Origin of the sequence: Microbacterium paraoxydans (assembly GCF_020524545.1) — a bacterium.
In the GTDB taxonomy this organism is placed as follows: domain Bacteria; phylum Actinomycetota; class Actinomycetes; order Actinomycetales; family Microbacteriaceae; genus Microbacterium; species Microbacterium paraoxydans_C.
The window spans coordinates 433,904-452,154 of sequence record NZ_JAIVLG010000004.1 but is presented as its reverse complement, the minus strand read 5'-3'; the positions used below and the strand labels follow the sequence as shown (position 1 = coordinate 452,154).

The 18,251-nt window shown below is 68.5% G+C and carries 16 protein-coding genes; all 16 read right to left on the bottom strand.

Going from position 1 to position 18,251, the window contains the following annotated elements; translation table 11 throughout:
• Positions 1–32: 32 nt before the first annotated feature.
• The 16 genes from LC041_RS11295 to LC041_RS11220 all read right to left on the bottom strand — a co-directional run bounded on the left by LC041_RS11295 (position 33) and on the right by LC041_RS11220 (position 18,236).
• Positions 33–1,499, bottom strand: coding sequence for a glutamate synthase subunit beta (locus LC041_RS11295; protein WP_226533181.1), 1,467 nt, complete (start codon positions 1,497–1,499; stop codon positions 33–35).
• Positions 1,492–6,015 (bottom strand): glutamate synthase large subunit, encoded by a 4,524-nt coding sequence (gltB, locus tag LC041_RS11290; protein ID WP_226533310.1) that lies wholly within the window; start codon positions 6,013–6,015, stop codon positions 1,492–1,494. Before gltB ends, LC041_RS11295 begins: the two co-directional genes overlap by 8 nt.
• A gap of 143 nt (positions 6,016–6,158) precedes the next feature.
• The gene (gene lgt, locus LC041_RS11285; protein ID WP_226533180.1) at positions 6,159–7,184 is read right to left on the bottom strand and encodes a prolipoprotein diacylglyceryl transferase; all 1,026 of its coding nucleotides are present in this window, start codon (positions 7,182–7,184) and stop codon (positions 6,159–6,161) included.
• A gap of 10 nt (positions 7,185–7,194) precedes the next feature.
• Positions 7,195–7,998: a tryptophan synthase subunit alpha gene (gene trpA, locus LC041_RS11280; RefSeq protein ID WP_226533179.1), complete on the bottom strand. Its 804-nt coding sequence runs from the start codon at positions 7,996–7,998 to the stop codon at positions 7,195–7,197.
• Positions 7,995–9,263, bottom strand: a complete 1,269-nt coding sequence (gene trpB, locus LC041_RS11275; protein ID WP_226533309.1) for a tryptophan synthase subunit beta — start codon at positions 9,261–9,263, stop codon at positions 7,995–7,997. Before trpB ends, trpA begins: the two co-directional genes overlap by 4 nt.
• Entirely contained in the window at positions 9,263–10,036 is a 774-nt protein-coding gene (trpC, locus tag LC041_RS11270) for an indole-3-glycerol phosphate synthase TrpC (protein ID WP_226533178.1), read from the bottom strand. The genes trpB and trpC overlap by 1 nt, the downstream gene beginning before the upstream one ends.
• A complete protein-coding gene (locus tag LC041_RS11265; RefSeq protein WP_047519551.1) occupies positions 10,036–10,266 on the bottom strand; it encodes an HGxxPAAW family protein in 231 nt (76 codons plus the stop codon). Before LC041_RS11265 ends, trpC begins: the two co-directional genes overlap by 1 nt.
• A gap of 49 nt (positions 10,267–10,315) precedes the next feature.
• Entirely contained in the window at positions 10,316–10,903 is a 588-nt protein-coding gene (locus LC041_RS11260; RefSeq protein ID WP_226533177.1) for a Trp biosynthesis-associated membrane protein, read from the bottom strand.
• Entirely contained in the window at positions 10,903–11,259 is a 357-nt protein-coding gene (hisI, locus tag LC041_RS11255; RefSeq protein ID WP_226533176.1) for a phosphoribosyl-AMP cyclohydrolase, read from the bottom strand. Before hisI ends, LC041_RS11260 begins: the two co-directional genes overlap by 1 nt.
• A complete protein-coding gene (hisF, locus tag LC041_RS11250; RefSeq protein WP_226533175.1) occupies positions 11,256–12,017 on the bottom strand; it encodes an imidazole glycerol phosphate synthase subunit HisF in 762 nt (253 codons plus the stop codon). Before hisF ends, hisI begins: the two co-directional genes overlap by 4 nt.
• Positions 12,017–12,859, bottom strand: coding sequence for an ATP phosphoribosyltransferase (gene hisG, locus LC041_RS11245; protein WP_226533174.1), 843 nt, complete (start codon positions 12,857–12,859; stop codon positions 12,017–12,019). Before hisG ends, hisF begins: the two co-directional genes overlap by 1 nt.
• A gap of 38 nt (positions 12,860–12,897) precedes the next feature.
• Positions 12,898–13,161, bottom strand: coding sequence for a phosphoribosyl-ATP diphosphatase (locus tag LC041_RS11240; protein WP_226533173.1), 264 nt, complete (start codon positions 13,159–13,161; stop codon positions 12,898–12,900).
• Positions 13,158–13,838 carry a ribulose-phosphate 3-epimerase gene (rpe, locus tag LC041_RS11235; RefSeq protein ID WP_226533172.1) on the bottom strand — a complete coding sequence of 227 codons (681 nt, stop codon included), beginning with the start codon at positions 13,836–13,838 and terminating at the stop codon, positions 13,158–13,160. Before rpe ends, LC041_RS11240 begins: the two co-directional genes overlap by 4 nt.
• 4 nt (positions 13,839–13,842) lie before the next feature.
• Positions 13,843–15,300 carry an RsmB/NOP family class I SAM-dependent RNA methyltransferase gene (locus LC041_RS11230; RefSeq protein WP_226533171.1) on the bottom strand — a complete coding sequence of 486 codons (1,458 nt, stop codon included), beginning with the start codon at positions 15,298–15,300 and terminating at the stop codon, positions 13,843–13,845.
• A gap of 38 nt (positions 15,301–15,338) precedes the next feature.
• Positions 15,339–16,259 (bottom strand): methionyl-tRNA formyltransferase, encoded by a 921-nt coding sequence (gene fmt, locus LC041_RS11225; protein ID WP_226533170.1) that lies wholly within the window; start codon positions 16,257–16,259, stop codon positions 15,339–15,341.
• An 18-nt stretch (positions 16,260–16,277) separates the two neighbouring features.
• Positions 16,278–18,236 carry a primosomal protein N' gene (locus LC041_RS11220; RefSeq protein ID WP_226533169.1) on the bottom strand — a complete coding sequence of 653 codons (1,959 nt, stop codon included), beginning with the start codon at positions 18,234–18,236 and terminating at the stop codon, positions 16,278–16,280.
• Positions 18,237–18,251: the final 15 nt, after the last annotated feature.

Here is an 18,251-nt window from a genome sequence, read left to right as displayed (position 1 = left end):
GATGTAAATCAGGCGACGGTGCCCGCCTCAGCCTACGCGGGCTGGAGACCGATCGCGACATCACTCGGGCGCACCGGCTCGGGAAGAACGGTGGTGCCCATGAGGAAGCGATCGACGTTCGCAGCGGCCGCGCGGCCCTCGGCGATGGCCCATACGATGAGCGACTGACCGCGACCGGCGTCGCCGGCGACGAACACTCCGGGGACGGTGGACTCGTACGACGAGTCACGACGGAAGGCACCGCGGTCGGTGACCTGGGGAAGCGTGTCCTCGGTGTACCCCTCCTGCTCGGGCCCGGTGAAGCCCATCGCGATGAGCACGAGATCCGCGGGGATCTCACGTTCGGTGCCGCTCTTGGGCACGCGACGACCGTCGATGTACTCGGTCTCGGCCACGCGCAGCGCACGGACTTCGCCGACCTCGTTGCCGAGGAACTCGACGGTGGACGCGAGGTACACCCGCTCGCCGCCTTCTTCGTGCGCGGAGGACACCTCGAAGAGCGTCGGCATCATCGGCCACGGCTGGTGGTCCGGACGGACGTCGCCGGGCTGCTTGCCGATCGCCAGGTTGGTGACGCTGAGCGCGCCCTGGCGGTGCGCGGTCCCGATGCAGTCCGCGCCGGTGTCTCCGCCACCGATGACGATGACGTGCTTGCCCTCGGCACTGATCTGGTCGGTGACCTTGTCGCCCGCGACCGCGTGGTTCGACTCGACCAGGTACTCCATGGCGAAGTGCACGCCGTCGAGGTCACGGCCGGGGACGGCGAGGTCGCGCGGAACCGTGGACCCGGTCGCGATGACGACGGCGTCGTAGCGCGCGCGCAGGTCCGGCCAGGAGATGTCCTTGCCGATCTCCACGCCTGCACGGAAGCGCGTGCCCTCCTCCTGCATCTGACGAAGTCGCGACTCGAGCTGCGACTTCTCCATCTTGAAGTCCGGGATGCCGTAGCGCAGCAGGCCGCCGATGCGGTCGTCCCGTTCGAAGACCGCGACCGTGTGCCCGGCTCGGGTGAGCTGCTGGGCGGCGGCGAGACCCGCGGGGCCCGATCCGACGACGGCGACCGTCTTTCCCGTGAGTCGCTCGGGCGGCTCCGGCTCGACCCACCCCTTCGCGAAGGCCTCATCGATGATCGAGACCTCGATCTGCTTGATCGTGACCGCCGGCTGGTTGATGCCGAGCACGCACGAGCTCTCGCAGGGCGCGGGGCACAGCCGCCCCGTGAACTCCGGGAAGTTGTTCGTGGCGTGCAGGCGCTCGATCGCCGCGCGGCCCTCACCGCGCCAGGTGAGGTCGTTCCACTCGGGGATCAGGTTGCCGAGCGGGCATCCCTGATGACAGAACGGCACACCGCAGTCCATGCAGCGACCGGCCTGGCGACGCAGAACCTGCTTGTCGCCCGGCTCGTAGACCTCTTTCCAGTCCATGATGCGCACAGGCACCGGACGTCGTGCGGGAAGTTCCCGCTCGGTCACCTTCAGAAAGCCTTTGGGGTCAGCCACCGGTCACCTCCAGGATGCGGTTCCATACGATGTCGCCGTCGGGGTCGATCCCCTCGGCCAGTGCTTCTTCGCGCATGCTCCGCACCGCGGCGAAGTCACGGGGAAGAACCTTCACGAACTCCGCCGCGACCTCCTCGAAGTTCTCGAGGAGTGCGGAGGCGCGCGGCGAGGCCGTGCGTTCGGCGTGCGTGACCAGGAGGCTGCGCAGAACCTCGAGATCGGCGCGATCCAGTGGCTCGAGCAGCAGCTCTCCGCTGCCGAGCGACTGGGCGTTCACCTTGCTGGTGTCGAGGGCATGCACGTAGGCGACACCCCCGGACATGCCGGCGCCGAAGTTGCGTCCGGTCGATCCGAGGATCACAGCCAGACCACCCGTCATGTACTCGAGCGCGTGGTCGCCCACGCCCTCGACGACGGCCGTCGCGCCCGAGTTGCGCACGAGGAAGCGTTCGCCGACGACGCCGGAGATGAACATCGTCCCCGATGTCGCACCGTAGCCGATCACGTTGCCGGCGATCACATTGTCCTCCGGAGCGATGGCGGAGCCCCGCGGCGGGCGGATGGTGATGTCACCCCCGGACAACCCCTTGCCGACGTAGTCGTTCGCATCGCCCTCGAGCCGGAGCACGATGCCCGGCGGCAGGAACGCGCCGAGCGACTGCCCGGCGGTGCCGTGCAGCGTGACATCGATGGTTCCCTCGGGCAAGCCGGCGGCGCCGTGGCGCGACGTGACCTGGTGACCCAGCATCGTCCCGACGGCACGCTCGGTGTTCGCGATGGGCAGCTCCGCCACGACGGGCTCGCCGTTGAGCAGCGCCCCCTTCGCGATGTCGATGAGCTGCACGTCGAAGTGCTTGTCGAGTTCGTGATCCTGGGCGCGACCGCTGCGACGCGGCTCTCCTGCCGGGAAGGCCGGGCCTTCGAGCACGGGCGTCAGGTCGAGGCCCTCTGCCTTCCAGTGCTCCACGGCGGCGTTCACCTCGATGAGATCGGCGCGTCCGATCACCTCGTCGAGCGAGCGGTAGCCGAGTTCGGCGAGGAGTTCGCGCACTTCCTCAGCGATGAACTCCATGAAGTTCACGACGAACTCCGGCTTTCCCGTGAAGCGCTCGCGCAGCACCGGGTTCTGGGTCGCGACGCCGACCGGGCAGGTGTCGAGATGGCAGACCCGCATCATGATGCAGCCGCTGACCACGAGGGGCGCCGTGGCGAAACCGAACTCCTCCGCGCCCAGCAGCGCGCCGATGATGACGTCACGGCCGGTCTTGAGCTGTCCATCGACCTGCACCACGACGCGGTCCCGCATGCCGTTGAGCATGAGCGTCTGCTGGGTCTCGGCGAGGCCGAGTTCCCACGGCGTGCCGGCGTGCTTGAGCGAATTCAACGGGCTCGCTCCGGTTCCGCCGTCGTGGCCGGAGACGAGGATCACATCGCTCAGAGCCTTGGCGACACCCGCCGACACCGCACCGATGCCGGACTGGCTCACCAGCTTGGTGTGGATGCGCGCCTCGGGGTTCGCTCGCTTCAGGTCGAAGATGAGCTGCTTGAGGTCCTCGATCGAGTAGATGTCGTGGTGCGGTGGTGGCGAGATGAGACCGACGCCCGCGGTCGCATGACGGGTGCGGGCGACCCACGGGTAGACCTTGGTCGGCGGCAGCTGTCCTCCCTCGCCCGGCTTCGCGCCCTGAGCGAGCTTGATCTGGATGTCGTCCGCCTCGGTCAGATAGAGGCTGGTCACGCCGAATCGTCCGGAGGCGACCTGCTTGATCGCACTCCGGCGTTCCGGGTCGACCAGACGATCAGGATCCTCGCCGCCTTCACCGGTGTTCGACTTCCCGCCGATCCTGTTCATGGCGATCGCGAGCGTCTCGTGAGCCTCCCTCGAGATTGAGCCGTAGCTCATCGCCCCCGTGGAGAACCTCTTGACGATCGCGGACACGGGCTCGACCTCGTCCAGCGGGACGGGCTTGCGCGTGCCGGTGCGTAGCGTGAACAGTCCGCGGAGCGTCTTCAGCTCCGCCGCCTGCTCGTCGACGAGCTTCGTGTACTCACGGAAGATGTCGTAGCGACGGGTGCGGGTCGAGTGCTGCAGCTTGAACACCGTCTCCGGGTTGAACAGGTGCGGAGACCCGTCCCGACGCCACTGGTACTCGCCGCCTGTCCACAGGCGCTCGTGCGCACGCGCTGCCGCGTCCTCCGGGTAGGCATAGTCATGGCGCGCCTGGTTCTCGGCGAAGATCTCCTCGATGCCGACGCCGCCGAGCTTGGACTCGGTGCGCGTGAAGTACGCGTCGATGAACTCCTGGCTGAGACCGACCGCTTCGAACACCTGAGCGCCGGCATAGGACGACACGGTCGAGATGCCCATCTTCGACATGATCTTGAGCACACCCTTGCCGAGGGCGTAGATCAGGTTCTTCACCGCCTTCTCGGGCGTGATCCCGTTGATGTAGCCGGTGCGCACCAGGTGCTCGACCGTCTCCATCGCGAGGTACGGGTTCACCGCGGAAGCGCCGTAGCCGATCAGCGTCGCGACGTGGTGCACTTCACGGACGTCACCGGCTTCGACGATGAGACCGACCTTCATGCGGTTCTCACGGCGGATGAGGTGGTGGTGGATCGCCGACACCATCAGCAACGACGGGATCGGGGTGAGGTCCTTGTTCGAGTCGCGGTCGGACAGGATGATGAACTCCGCGCCGTTCTCGATCGCCTCGTCGACCTCTTGGCACATCTCCGTCAGACGGTCCTGCAGCGTCTGAGGGCCTGCATCGAAGTGGTAGAGGCCGCGGATGGTCACGCTCGACCGGCCGGGCATCGCCTTGTCGATGTGACGGATCTTCGCGAGCTCGTCGTTGTCGATGACCGGGAAATCGAGCGACACGGTACGCGTGTGCTCCGGACCCCAGGAGAGCAGATTGCTCTCCGGCCCGAGGCCCAGCTTGAGACTCGTGACGACCTCTTCCCGGATCGAGTCGAGCGGTGGATTGGTCACCTGTGCGAACTGCTGCGTGAAGTAGTCGAAGAGCAGGCGCGGACGCTTGCTCAGCACGGCGATCGGCGTGTCGGATCCCATGGCCCCGAGCGGTTCGACACCGGTCTGCCCCATCGGCGTGAGCAGGATGCGGACCTCTTCCTCGGTGTACCCGAAGGTCCGCTGGCGGCGGGTGATCGACGCCGGAGGGTGCACGATGTGCTCGCGCTCCGGCAACTCGGCGAGACGGACGGCGCCGGCGTCCAGCCACTCCTGCCAGGGGTGCATGGTGGCGAGGTCGTTCTTGATCTCGCTGTCTTCGACGATGCGCCGCTGCGCCGTGTCGACGAGGAACATCTTGCCCGGCTGCAGCCGACCGCGACGCTTGATGCGCTCCGGCTCGAACTGCAGCACACCGGTCTCGGAGCCGATCACGACCAGACCGTCGGTCGTCTCCGTCCATCGCCCGGGGCGGAGACCGTTGCGATCGAGCGTCGCGCCGACGAGCGTGCCGTCCGTGAAGATGAGCGCGGCAGGGCCGTCCCACGGTTCCATCTGGTTGGAGTGGTACTCGTAGAACGAGCGCAGTTCGGGCGAGATGTCGGTCTGCTTCTCGTAGGCCTCCGGGACCATCATCATGATGGCGTGCGGCAGGCTCCGACCGGTGAGTGTGAGCAGCTCCAGGACCTCGTCGAACGAGGCGGAGTCGCTGGCGCCGTCCGTGCAGATCGGCAGCAGCGGGGCGACGTCGCCGAGCAGCTCCGACTCCAGCTGCGACTGGCGTGCGCGCATCCAGTTGCGGTTCCCGCCGACGGTGTTGATCTCGCCGTTGTGCGCGAGCATGCGCAGCGGCTGCGCGAGCGGCCACGACGGGAACGTGTTGGTCGAGTATCGGGAGTGGACGACCGCGAGCTCGGAGGCGAAGCGCTCGTCCTGCAGGTCCGGATAGAACGGCTCGAGCTGCAGCGTGGTGACCATGCCCTTGTAGCCGAGGGTGCGGGCGGAGAGCGAGACGAAGTAGGCGCCGAGTTCGTGCCCGGCGCGCTTGCGCAGGCGGTAGGCGACACGGTCGAGGGCGATGCCCGTCAACGGTGCGTCGGAGTGGCTCGCTCCCCCGGCGCTCACGAAGAGCTGCTCGAACGCGGGACGCGCCTCATCGGCGAGCTTGCCGAGGTTCTCGTTGGCCGTGGGGACATCACGCCAGCCGAGGACGCGGAGTCCTTCCGAGCGGGCGATCTTCTCGATCCCGGCCTTCTGCTGGCGGCGCTCGCTCGAATCGCGAGGCAGGAACGCCAGCCCGGCGGCGTACTCGCCGACCGGCGGGAGCTCGAAGCCGACCACGGCGCGCAGGAATGCGTCGGGCATCTGGGTGAGGATGCCCGCACCGTCTCCGGTTCCGGCGTCGGAGCCGATGGCTCCGCGGTGCTCCAGGTTGCGCAGCGCCTGGAGGGCCAACGCGATGATGTCGTGCCCGGCTTCGCCGCGCAGGGTGGCGACCATGGCCAGGCCGCAGGCGTCCTTCTCGAACGCCGGGTTGTACATGCCCTGCTTCGGGGGGTATGCGCCAGAGGCGCCGTAAGGGGGCTGGAAGTACACCAGTTACCGTCCTCAGATCGTCGAGTGAAACCCGGGGACGACGTCGGCCCGCTCGTTCAGTGCAATGGTTCTCCCGCTACGAGGCGGCGTTATCGAGAGCCGTCCTCGCTGGTGGGAGCAACGCTTGTGGCGGTGGCTCCTGCGGTGACTTCTTCGGTCGGAGGCTCGCTCACGTCTACGAAGTCAGAGGGATTGTTCTGCGATTGTACATCAGCGTCCGCATCGGTCCGTTCGCGGCCCGGCTGATACGGCGAGGGCTCGAGACCGGGGTGGCGACGCGTCTGCACGATGAGGATCGCGAGGCCGACGAGGACGCCGATGATCGCCGCGAGAACGTTGCTGCGCAGCCCCAGGATGATCTCGCTCGGGTCGATACGGATCGACTCCCAGACGATGCGACCCGCGCTGTACCAGATGAGGTACATCGCGAACAGCCGCCCCCACTGGAAGAAGAGCTTGCGACCGAGCCACAGCAGGACGATGACGCCGAGACCGTTCCAGATCACCTCGTACAGGAAGGTCGGGTGAAACAGCGTGCCCTCAGGGAGTCCCGGGGGGAAGGCCGAGTTGGTGGACGGGATCTCCAGCCCCCAGGGCAGATCGGTGGGAAGCCCGAAGAGTTCGTTGTTGAACCAGTTGCCGAAGCGACCCATGGCCTGTGCCAGCAGCAGACCGGGTGCCAGCGCGTCCGCGAACGTCCAGAACCGGATGCCCGTCCATCGGCACCCGAGGTACGCGCCGATGGCACCGCCGATGAGTGCGCCGAAGATCGCGATGCCGCCCTCCCAGATGGCCCAGACGGAGCCGGGCTGGAAGGGGTTCCAGGTGTTGATGCCCTCGCCGAAGTAGTCGTTCGGATGGGTGAGCACGTGGAAGATGCGTGCGCCGATGATCGCCAGCGGTACCGCGAGGATCGAGATGTCGATCACGACCCACGGCTCCGCGCCGCGCTTGGTGAGACGGCGGTTGGTCAGGAACGTCGCCGCGATGATGCCGGCGATGATGCACAGCGCGTAGAAGTGGATCCGTACGGGCCCGAGATCGAAATAGGAGACCGTGGGGCTCGGGATGCTGGCGAGCACGTCGGTGAAGGTGCTGTGGAGCGCGAGTGACATGAGTGCGATTCTAGTTCTCGTGATCGGGGCGCGCCGACGCGGTGCCGGAGGCCAGGTTGCGGGTGACTTCTGCGAGGGCCGGAACTCCGCCGTCCCGCAGAGCGCGGACGAGCGCCGTACCGACGATGGCGCCGTCCGCATACTCGGAGACTCCGGCGATCTGCTCGGCGGTGGAGATGCCGATGCCCACGCAGGCGCGGTGGGCTCCGTGCGCCCGCAGACGGCCGACGAGGGTGCGAGCAGCGCGGTCGAGTTCGGCGCGCTCCCCCGTGATGCCCATCGTCGAGACCGTGTACACGAAACCGGTGGAGGACTTCACGACGAGGTCGAGGCGTTCGTCGGAGGAGGTCGGCGCGGCGAGGAACACGCGGTCGAGGCCCGTCCGCTCGCTGGCGGCGATCCACTCCGCTGCCGCGTCGGGCGTGATGTCCGGCGTGATGAGGCCGGCGCCGCCCGCGGCGAGCAGGTCATCGGCGTAGCGGTCGACGCCGTACTGCATGACCGGGTTCCAGTAGGTCATGACGAGGACCGGCACATCGGTCGCGGCGGTGATCGCGCGAACTGCCGTGAAGAGGTCGGCCATCCGGAAGCCCGCGGCCAGGGCCGTGGTGGTGGCTTCCTGGATGATCGCGCCGTCCATCACCGGGTCGCTGTACGGCGGGCCCAGCTCGATGATGTCCACACCGTTGTCGGCGAGAGCGATGGCCGCCTGGATGCTCGTCTCGAGGTCGGGGAACCCGACGGGCAGGTAGCCGACGAAGGCGCTGCGGCCGGCATCCTGGGCGCGCTGGATCGCCTGTTCGACTCGGCTCATAGCTGCGGCTCCCCCTTCGACGCCAGCTCTTCCTCGGCGCTCTCCTCGGCGACCTCGTGGGCCGGCGCGGTCTGGTCGTAGAGCTCGAAGTAGCGGGCCGCGGTATCCATATCCTTGTCGCCACGTCCCGAGAGGCAGACGGCGATGAGTCCTTCTGGGCCGAGTTCTCGGCCGATGCGCAGCGCACCGGCGAGGGCGTGGGCCGACTCGATGGCGGGAATGATCCCCTCCGTCCGACTCAGCAGACGCAGAGCCTGCATCGCTTCGTCGTCGGTCGCCGGGATGTACTCCGCACGGCCTATGTCTGCGAGCCAGGCGTGCTCGGGTCCGACACCGGGATAGTCGAGCCCTGCCGAGATCGAGTGCGACTCGATCGTCTGACCGTCCTCGTCCTGGAGCACGTACGTCTTGGCGCCGTGCAGCACACCGGGACGGCCGCGCTCGATCGATGCCGCATGCTTCGCCGTGTCAACGCCGTCACCCGCAGCCTCCACTCCGTACAGAGCGACCCCCTCATCGTCGAGGAAGGCATCGAACATGCCGATGGCGTTCGACCCGCCGCCCACGCACGCGAGGACCGCATCGGGGAGCCGACCGACCTCGTCGAGGAGTTGCGCCCGCGCCTCTTCGCCGATGATCTTCTGGAAGTCGCGGACCATCGCCGGGAACGGGTGCGGCCCTGCGGCGGTGCCGAAGATGTAGTTGGTGGTCTCGACCGACGCCACCCAGTCGCGGTAGGCATCGTTGATCGCGTCCTTGAGCGTGCGTGAACCAGAGGTCACCGGCACGACCTCCGCACCGAGCAGGCGCATGCGGGCCACGTTGAGCGCTTGACGCTCGGTGTCGACCTCACCCATGTAGATCGTGCAGTCCAACCCGAACAGCGCCGCAGCGGTCGCGGTCGCCACGCCATGCTGCCCGGCGCCCGTCTCGGCGATCACCCGCGTCTTGCCGAGCCGCTTGGTCAGCAGCGCCTGTCCGAGCACGTTGTTGATCTTGTGCGAACCCGTGTGGTTGAGGTCTTCCCGCTTGAGGAAGACGCGCGCCCCGCCGGCGTGCTCTGCGAACCGCGGCACTTCGGTGATCGCGGAGGGGCGGCCGGCATATGAGCTCAGGAGGTGCGCGAGCTCGGCCCGGAAGTCCGGGTCAACGATCGCCGCCTCGTAAGCCACGGTCAGTTCGTCGATCGCGGCGATGAGCGACTCGGGCATGTAGCGCCCGCCGAACTCGCCGAAGAAGGGTCCGTGTTGGTCGCGCAGGCTCATCATGCCTCCAGGAAACTCTTGAGCGTGGCGACGGGGTCGCCGGTGACGAGCGCCTCGCCGATAAGGACGACATCGGCGCCGGCGGAGCGATAGTGCGCGACGTCTTCGGGGGCGAGCACTGCGGACTCGGCGATCTTCACCGCGGTCTCCGGGATCCGATCCACGAGGCGTCCGAACAGGTCGCGGTCGAGTTCGAGCGTCTTCAGGTCTCGCGCGTTCACTCCGATCAGCGGAGCCCCGAGGTCGATGGCGGCTTCGAGCTCGTCGGCGGAGTGCGTCTCGACGAGAGGCGTCATACCGAGCTCGGTGATGAATCCGAAGAGGTCGCGAAGGACATCGGCGTCGAGGCCGGCGACGATGAGGAGGACCAGATCAGCGCCCGCGGCTCGGGCTTCGAGCACCTGGTAGCGGGTGGCGATGAAGTCCTTGCGGAGCACCGGCAACGAGACCCGAGCGGTCACCGCCTCCAGGTCGGCGAGGCTCCCGCCGAAACGTCGTTCCTCTGTCAGCACGCTGATGGCGGAGGCACCCCCCGTCTCGTAGAGAGAAGCCTGCAGCGCCGGATCGGGGATCTCCGCGAGAGCGCCGCGGGACGGACTCGCGCGCTTGACCTCGGCGATGATCTTCACGCGATCAGCCGGCGCGAGGAACGCCAGAGCATCCTTCGCGGCCGGACGCGCGAGCGCATCACGCTCCACGTCGGCCAACGGGCGCACGGAAGCGCGACGCTCAGCGTCTGCGACAGCGCCGGCCGTCAGGTCGGCGAGGACCATTAGTGCGCCTTCGGAGCGTACTTCGGACCCTTCACGCCGTAGCCGGCCTTGGCCAGCACCCAGCCCATGATCGCGCCGATCGGAACGAGAGCGATCGAGATCATCACGAGGACCGGCTGCTCGAAGCAGAACGCGACAGTGGCGGCGGCAACACCCACCAGCATGATGACGACGGCGGTCCAGGCTGCAGGCGAGTGTCCGTGGCCGGGATCGGCGATCGGGTTGGTCATGTTCTCCTCCGGGGGGACGACGTGCAGTTCGAGAATCAGTCTATCGGGGTCAACGCGTCGGATCGGTTCCGCGGGACAGCTCGTCCCAGGAATCGACAGCGTCCACAGGCCCGTCGTGGGCGACGTCGACACGATCGGTGCGATACCGCCGTCCGCCCGCCTTCCACCCTCGCCACGTCAAGAGGACGACGACGGACGCCGCGAGCAGGATCGCCCAGCCCACGAGAGCGATATAGGGCCATGCGGACGGCACGATACGCAGGACCGTCTCGTGGACGGCATCCCCACCCGCCAGACCCGTCACCTCGGTCACGGTCGCCGCGACGGCTCCGATCGGCTCGGTGAGCAGGAGCTGCAGCGTCGACCAGCCGAGGAACAGCGCGGTCGCTGCCGCCAGCAGGCCGAAGATGAAGCGGACCGCCTTCCCGGCGATCGAGAGCGCCGCACCGAGGGCGAGCACCGCGAGGCTGAGCGGGGCGAGCAGCACCAGCGCAGAGGCGCCGGGCACGAGGATGGGTTCTCCCGCATCCGCGCGCTCGACCGTGAACCAGGTCTGTGTCGACGAGATGATGCCGATCGCGCCGGCGAGCAGGAATCCGGACACGGAGATCGAACGACCGCGTCTCGCGAGCGTCATCACTGCTCCTCCCCTGAGACAGCGCCGAGGTCGGTCGTGTCGAAGCAGGTGTGTGTGCCCGTGTGGCAGGCCGGACCGTGCTGCGCCACCAGGAGCAGAATGGCGTCCCCGTCGCAGTCGAGCCGCGCTTCTCGCACGACCTGGATGTGACCCGAGGTGTCACCCTTCCGCCAGTACTCCTGACGAGAGCGCGACCAGTACGTGGCGCGCCCCGTGGTCAGGGTCCGCCGCAGAGCCTCCGCGTCGACCCAGGCGAGCATGAGGACCTCTCGCGTGTCCCACTGCTGCACGATCACCGGCGCGAGACCGTCCGCGTTGAACTCGACCTGCGCGATGCGCTCGTCCCCAGCGGTCATCGGATCACCACTCCCTCTGCGCGCAGCGCATCCTTGACGTCGCCGACCGTGAGGGCACCGGTGTGGAAGACGCTCGCGGCGAGGACCGCGTCGGCTCCTGCTTTGATCGCGGGGGCGAAGTCGGCAGCCTTTCCCGCACCGCCTGAGGCGATCACGGGCACCGCGGCGACCTCGCGCATCAACCGCACCAGCTCGAGATCGAAGCCGTCCCGGGTGCCGTCGGCGTCGATGGAGTTCACGAGGAGTTCGCCGGCACCGCGTTCGACGGCTTCACGAGCCCAGTCGAGGGCATCGAGCGTGGTCTCCGTGCGACCGCCGTGCGTGGTCACGACGAAGCCGGAAGTCGTGGTCGGAGCGCGCTTGACGTCGAGGGAAAGGACGAGCACCTGGGCTCCGAAGCGGTCCGCGATCTCTCCGACGAGCTGCGGACGTGAGATCGCGGCCGAGTTGACGCCCACCTTGTCGGCGCCGACCGAGAGCAGTCGGGCGACGTCGTCCACGGTGCGCACTCCCCCACCGACGGTCAACGGCACGAAGACCTGCTCGGCCGTGCGCTGGACCACGTCGTAGGTCGTCGCGCGTGCGTCGACGGTGGCGGTCACGTCGAGGAACGTGATCTCGTCAGCACCCTGGGCGGCGTAGTGCCGCGCCAGCTCGACGGGGTCGCCCATGTCGCGCAGGTTCTCGAAGTTCACGCCCTTGACGACGCGACCGGCAGCGACGTCGAGGCAGGGGATGACACGACTGGCGAGCGTCATCACAGCCTCGCGTTGTGGATGGCTGTCACGAGGATCGCGCGCGCTCCGAGAGCGTAGAGCGCATCCATCACGGGGTTGACGCGCGAGCGCGCCACCATGACGCGCACGGCCACCCACTCGGGATCGCGCAGCGGCGAGACGGTCGGAGACTCCACACCACCGGCGATCTTCACCGCGTCGTCGAGGAGCGCGACCGGCAGGTCGTAGTCGATCATCACGAACCGTCGCGCTACCATCACGCCGCGCAGACGGCGGAGGAGCGTTTCCGCGCCGTCGGCATCGACCGGGCCGGCGATGAGCACGGCCTCCGACTCCAGGATGACCGGACCGAACACGTCGAGACCTGCCTGACGCAGCGTCGTACCGGTCTCGACGACGTCGGCGACCGCATCTGCGACCCCGAGGCGGACCGCGGACTCCACCGCGCCGTCGAGGGGCACCAGATCGACCGCGATGTCGCGCTCGTCGAGGAAGGCATCCACCAAACCCGGGTAGGAGGTGGCGATGCGCAAACCGTCGAGCTCCGTGACGTCCGTGTAACGGCCCGTCGGAGCAGCGAAGCGGAAGGTGGAACCGGCGAAACCGAGCGCCTCGATCTCGCGGGCGCCGGGCATCCGGGCGTCGAGCAGGAGGTCGCGTCCGGTGATCCCGACATCGATGGCGCCGGAGCCCACGTAGGTCGCGATGTCCTTGGGACGGAGGAAGAAGAACTCGACGTCGTTCTCGGCGTCGACGACGTGAAGGGTCTTGGGGTCACGGCGCCCGGCATAGCCCGCTTCGGCGAGCATGTCGGCGGCGGTCTCGGAGAGTGAGCCCTTGTTGGGAACGGCGATACGCAGCATGGATGGCTTTCAGTTCGAGGAGGTCGGAACGGAGCGCATCACAGATGTCGGTACACGTCCTGCAGGGTGAGGCCTTTCGCGAGCATCATCACCTGGACGTGGTAGAGCAGCTGGGAGATCTCCTCCGCGGCGGCTTCATCGGACTCGTACTCCGACGCCATCCACACTTCGGCGGCTTCTTCCACGATCTTCTTGCCGATCGTGTGCACGCCGCCGTCGAGCTCGGCGACCGTCCCCGATCCTTCAGGGCGAGTCTCTGCCTTGACGCTGAGCTCGGCGAACAGCTCGTCGAAAGTCTTCACGCTTCCAGGCTAGCGGCTCGCGCGAGGTCTCTCAGCCGGGTGACGGCCGCTTCGACGTCTTCGGCCCCGTACACGGCCGATCCCGCGACGAAAGTGTCGGCGCCAGCGGCGGCGGCCATCTCGATCGTGCGGTCTGAGATCCCGCCGTCGACCTGCAGCCAGATCTGGGATCCCCGCCGACGCGCCTCTGCGGCGAGTGACTCGAGTTTGGGCATCGTCTCCGGCATGAAGCTCTGCCCACCGAACCCCGGCTCGACCGTCATCACGAGGATCTGATCGAATTCGTCGAGGATCTCGAACAGGGACTCCACGGGCGTCGCCGGCTTGACCGCGACGCCCGCACGGGATCCGATGTCGCGCAGCCGACGGGCGAGGCCCACCGGGTCGGAGGCAGCCTCCAGATGGAACGTGACACTCGCCGCCCCGATCTCGGCATACTCCGGTGCCCACCGCTCCGGGTCCGTAATCATGAGGTGGACATCAAGGGGGATGGGGCTGGTCGCCTGGATCCGGTCGACCATCTGCGGGCCGAAGGTCAGGTTCGGCACGAAGTGGTTGTCCATCACGTCGACGTGAGCGAAGTCCGCGCTGGAGATCCGGGCGAGCTCCGCCTGCATGTTCACGAAGTCGGCGGCGAGGATGCTGGGGTTGATGCGCGGGGCGAGAGGCAGTTCCACGGTCCTAATCTTCCTTCCCGGATGAGGTGTCCTCGGTCGATGGGCGCTGCAGGAGCGCGAGGAACATGGCGTCCGTGCCGTGTCGATGCGGCCAGAGCTGAGCGCTGCCGGAACCGGATCGGCCCTCCTCTGCGAGATCGATCGGCGACATCGAGACAGCGGCGATCGCTGCGCGGGCATCGAGTTCCACGACGTCCGCGCGTCCGCGCAGCACCTCCTGCACGACGCCGGTCGTCTCCGCAAGATGCGGTGAGCACGTCACGTAGGCGACGAGGCCGCCGGGCGCGAGGGCATCGACCGCGGCCGACAGCAGCTCCACCTGAAGCGGGACGAGCTCGGCGACATCCGCCGGCGACTTCCGCCACCGCGCCTCGGGACGGCGACGGAGTGCGCCGAGCCCGGTGCAGGGCGCGTCAACGAGGATCCGGTCGAACTCCCCCGGTCGAGATTCGGCGAGAGCCCGTCCATCCTGCTCGTGGACGACGACCTCCCCCGGCACTGCCTTGAGCGCCTTACGCACGAGTCGTGCACGAACGGGGACGACCTCGTTGGCCTCCAGCGTGACGTCGTGCTCGCGCGCGATCGCGGCGAGGAGCGCGGTCTTCCCACCAGGGCCGGCGCAGAGATCGAGCCAGCGCTCGCCCGGCGTGATGCGAGCAGCGCCCGACAGCGCTAGGGCTACGAGCTGAGAGCCCTCGTCCTGCACGCGAACGGTGCCACCGGAGGCTTCGACCGAGCGTCGGGGGTCGCCTCCGGGCGACGCGAAAGCGGTCGATGCGTAGGGAAGATGCGGCGCGGCAGGCTCGGCAAGCCCCGGTAACGCGACGAGGGTCACCTCGGGCGAGACGTTGTCGGCTTCCAGGAGCGCCTCGAGCTCGTCGACACGGCCCTCCGCAGCGAGCGATCGACGAAGCGCTCTGATCACCCAGACCGGATGCGCGACCCGCAGAGCGAGGCGCTCGTCGTCGGACCGCGCCTGCTCCTCGACTCGCTCCTGCCAGGCCTCTCCTGAGTCACGGGTGATGCGACGGAGGACAGCGTTCGCGAAGCTCGACGCCCCGCGCCCCGATGTCGTCGCCACGAGGTTCACGGACTCGTTCACGGCCGCGTGCGAGGCGACGCGGGTGGCGAGGAGCTGATGCACCGCGAGCCGTAGCGCGTCGAGTACTGCGGGGTCGATGTCGTCTGTCGATCGGTCGGCGGCGGATGCGATGATCGCGTCATACGTGCCGAGCCGACGCAGGGTGCCGTAGGTGAGCTCCGTCGCGAGCGCCGCATCCTGCGGCGCGAGACCCGCATCGGAGATCGCGGTCGGGAGCACGAGGTTCGCATAGGCATCGGTCTCGGACACCGCGCGCAACACGTCATACGCGACCCGTCTCGCGGGTTGGACGGTGCGGACGGGACCACGCCGTTCGGCGCCTCCCCCGCCACGGGAGCCGTGGCCGGAAGGGCGCCGCATCTGCTGTTTCGAGGATCGTCTTTCCCGCTCTTGCCCGCTCATGAGCCTGCCTGCAATTCGTCGCCGCCGCGCTGCCCGCGCCACCAGTCGACCGCGTTCATCGCTCCCTTGCCAGCCGGCTGTACGCGCGTGACCGCCAGCGGCCCCGATCCCGTACCGATGAGGAGGGCCGTCTTGGTCCCGCGGAAGCGACCAGGTGCGAGGGGTTCCGCATCGACCGCGGGGATTGCCTCGAGCACCTTGAGTGCCTGCCCGCCGACCGTCGTGTGCGCGCCGGGTTCGGGCGTGACGCCTCGAAAACGCGCGAATACGGTGTCGAGAGGCTCGCTCCAATCGAGCATCCCGTCGGCGTGCGACAGCTTGGCGGCGAAGCTCGGCTCCCCCGCCTGCGGTCGCGCGCTGGCGGTGCCCTCGGCGATCGCGTCGACCACTTCGGCCGTGAGGTCGGCACCATCGCGGGCGAGGATCTCGAGCCCCTCGCCCGCAGTCGCCGTCTCCGGGATCGCGACCTCGCGGGTCGCATAGACGTCTCCCGCATCGAGTTCGGCGACCAATCGGAAGACACTCGCGCCGAGAACGTCGTCTCCTGCGATGAGCGCTCGTTGCACGGGCGCGGCGCCGCGCCACGCCGGAAGGAGGGAGAAGTGCAGGTTGATCCATCCCCGCATCGGCATCGACAGGAGCGGCTCGCGGACCAGGCCTCCGTAGGCCACGATCACCCCGAGTTCGACGTCCAGAGCCGCGATCGCCGCGGTCGCCTCATCGTCGAGCCGCGCGGCCTTGATCACGGGCAGACCGAGTTCGGCGGCCGCGTGCGCGACTGGCGACGGAGTGAGCACCCGCCGACGACCGAGTGCGGCATCGGGCCGTGTCACGACCGCGGCGATGTCGTGCGAGGTCGCGAGACGACGCAGTGTGGGCACAGCCGCAGCGGGTGTGCCGGCGAAAACGATGCGCATGAAGGTTCTCCGGAAGGGTCAGAGCTCTGGATCGAGGATATCGAGACGGACCGAGAGCGTGCTCTTCGTTGCCCGCCCCTTTCGCCGGCGGCCACTCACGGCTTCGGCGACCACGGCGGCGCGGAGGGCTGTGGCGACCCGGCTGCCTGCGCTGTAGTCGAATCGCACGAGGGCACGCACCCGGGGAGGGAGGTCGTCGGACTCGACGGGGACGGGACCGAGGACGGCATCGTTGGGCAGGGCGAGTTCCTTGAGCGCGCCGAGCGCGTCACCGACGGCGGAGACGGACCCCTGCACGAGTGCGACGCGCGTCGTTGGCGGCATGTGCAGAGGCGCGCGACTCTCCAGCTCGGCGCGTGCGTGGGCCGCATGGCTCCAGGTCGCGAGCGCCTTCGCCGCGGCTCCGTTCACGCCGACCAGGTGGACGGGTGCTCCGGGTGCGGCGAGTGCCGCGGCATTCGACCACCAGCGCAGACACGATTCGGCGACACGGAGGTCGGGTGCCTGGAGCATACGCGGACCGTCGAGCAGGACGACGGCGCGGTAGCCACCGTCGGCGATCGGCTCCGCCCCGCGGGTCGCGACCACGAGTGCGGGTCTGTCGGTGACGCGGTCGACCTGATGCGCACCGTCGGCGACGATCACACGAACGCCGGGAAAGGCGCGGCCGAGCTCATCGGCGGTCCGTTCGCTCCCGGACGACGCGAGGCGCAGCTTCGTCGAGGAGCACGAGGGGCACGTCCACGCACTCGCACCTCGCCCGCACCAGCCGCACACGGGCACGGCGCCACGATGTCTCGCGCCGAGCGGCCCTCCGCAGTGCGGACAGCGCGCAGGTGCGCGGCACTCGGCACACACCAGGGATGGGGAGAATCCGGGACGCGAGACCTGCACGAGAACGGGTCCTTCGGCCGCGGCCTTGCGAGCAGCGAGAAACGCCGATGACGGCATGCGCTGAGCCGTCGGCTGCTCCATCTCCTGTGCCGTGCTGAGGACGACACGAGGAAGCACGCGACGAGCGGCCCTGACATCCTGCAGCCAGCCGAGCGCGACGAGGCGCTCGACGTCGGTCGTGCGCGAATGCCCCGCGAAGAGGAGCGCCGAGCCTTCGAGTTCCTGGCGAAGCAGCGCGGCGTCGCGGGAATGGACGTACGGAGCGAGGGGTTCCCCGAGCAGCGGGTCGCCATCGTCCCAGATCGCCACCAGCCCGGCGACCACCGGCGAATAAACAGCAGAGCGGTTGCCGACGACGATGCACGGAGCGTCCTCGAGTGTGCGCAGAAAGGCGCGATAGCGATCGGGGTTGGTCTGTCGGGAGTCGTGGCGCACCACCGTACCGGCAGGTACGAGTGGCTCGAGCGCGGCAAGCAGGCGGTCGAGATCGCGATGGTCCGGAACGACGATGATCGAGGACTTGCCAGACGACAGCATCCGCGCGGCCGCCGAGGCGAGGAGCGTGGCCCACCCCTGCACACCGTCGAGGAGCTGCGGGATCGCTTCGACCGCGGCGCGTCCTCCCTCATCGAGCACGGCGCCGAGACCGTCATAAGCCGCGACGGTTTCCTCCGCGTTCTCGAGGGCAGCGGCATCCGGCTCCATCACCGGTGAGTCCGCGGTCCAGGCCTTCTCGACCCGCACTTGACGCTTGGGGATCACGAGGCGGAGCACATCCGAGGCCGACCCCGCAGCGCGATCGGCGACCCGCCGTGCGAGCGTGTAGAGGTGCTCGGGAAGAACGGGCACGGCGGAGACGACGCTCTCGACCTCGGAGAGAGGTCGGTCCGCGTCATCCTCGGTATCGATCGCGACGATGTATCCGTCGATGACCCGCCCCGCGGTGCGCAACGGCCCCCGCACACGAACGCCGAGCGGGACGTCGCCGAGCTCGGCGGGAAGTGCGTAGTCGAAGAGCCGATCGAGTTGAGGCAGCGGCGAATCGAGGAGCACACGCGCGATGCGCCGGCTCACCGGAGTCATCAGGACCGCGGGCCC